The sequence below is a fragment of the Rhodococcus sp. BUPNP1 genome (assembly GCF_002215235.1).
Classification (GTDB): domain Bacteria; phylum Actinomycetota; class Actinomycetes; order Mycobacteriales; family Mycobacteriaceae; genus Rhodococcus.
The window spans coordinates 1-1,389 of record NZ_NERM01000076.1 but is presented as its reverse complement, the minus strand read 5'-3'; the positions used below and the strand labels follow the sequence as shown (position 1 = coordinate 1,389).

Annotated in this window: 1 protein-coding gene; it reads left to right on the top strand. The window is 65.4% G+C overall.

What is annotated here, in order from left to right:
• The first annotated feature begins 296 nt into the window (after positions 1–296).
• Complete coding sequence (locus B9C99_RS25465; protein WP_064061575.1) at positions 297–1,364, top strand: IS110 family transposase; 1,068 nt, start codon at positions 297–299, stop codon at positions 1,362–1,364.
• Positions 1,365–1,389: the final 25 nt, after the last annotated feature.

The window sequence follows — 1,389 nt, the reverse complement described above, 5'->3', positions numbered from 1 at the left end:
TGGCTCTTCACTATGGATCTCGTGGACCGGTTGGTCTGACTCCTTGATGGGCGTGACGGTCTCGGCTCGGTGGACGCAGGATGGGTCTGGTGGGCGGGTCTGGCTCACGGCTCTTCTGACGCCACTGCAGGTTGGTGGCTGTCCTGTCTGCGACGTGTCGACCGGCTCGGCTCACTCGTTTGAGTGCAGCCCGGCGGGCCGTCATGTCCTGATAGGAGTCTGGCGAGATCCCCGATAGTGAACTGACTGACGCCCGGCCGGACTGCGCACCCGACAAGATGGAAGGGCGCAGTCCCATGGTGAATCAGGATCACCTCGAGGTCTACGGCGGAATCGATACCCACGCCGACACCCACCACGTCGCAGCGATCGATGCCACCGGACGACGACTGGCAGATGTACAGGTCCCAGCGACCGCGGCCGGCTACCAGGCGGCGTTGCGGTTCCTGCGGTCCTGGCCTGGGCTGGTGAAGGTAGGCATCGAGTGCACCGGCTCGTACGGGGCTGGGGTCAGTCGTGCGATGCAGGTCGCGGGCATCGCGGTCAGTGAGGTCAACCGCCCCAACCGGTTCGATCGCCGGATTCGCGGCAAGAGCGATCCCTTCGACGCCTATTCGGCCGCTGAGGCGGTGCTGTCGGGTCGAGCCAGCGCCGCACCCAAGGGTGGCGATGGGTTGGTGGAGTCACTCCGGGTGCTGCGCACCTCGAGGTCGTCTGCACTGACCGCCAGGACAGCGACGATCAACCAGATCAAGGGCATGCTGATCACGGCGCCAGAGGAGCTGCGTTCGCGTTACCGGGGCCTGTCGAACACCAAGTTGATCGCTGCGCTGGCGGCGTCACGACCGACACCTGCGCCGGTCACCGCAGCCGAGGCCACGGCCTACAGCCTGCGGCTGCTGGCGCGGCGCTGGCAAGCACTGACCGAGCAGATCGAGGACTTGTCCGGGCACCTGCAACGGCTACTCGAAGACCATGCCCCGGACCTGATGAGCGTCTTCGGCTGCGGCCGAGACACCGTGGCGCAGCTGCTGATCACCGCCGGCGACAACCCTGACAGGCTACGCTCGGAAGCCGCGTTCGCGGCACTGGCCGGAGCCTGTCCGATACCGGCGTCGTCGGGCAAGACCAACCGTCACCGACTCAACCGCGCAGGCGACCGGCAGGCGAACTCAGCGCTCTACCACATCGTGCTCGTGCGGCTGCGCTACGACCAGCAGACCCGTAACTACGCGACACGACGGATCGCGGAAGGCAAGACGAAGATGGAAATCATCCGCTGCCTGAAACGGTATCTCGTTCGGCAGCTCTATCCACTCATCGTCCAGACGCTGCAGCCTCGACGCCAAACGACCGCCGCTTGACAGCAAGTCAATAGGAGTGTCGCAG

Excerpts from the sequence above, each read along its gene's own strand:
- B9C99_RS25465 (WP_064061575.1), top strand. The coding sequence starts at position 297 with ATGGTGAATCAGGATCACCTCGAGGTCTACGGCGGAATCGATACCCAC.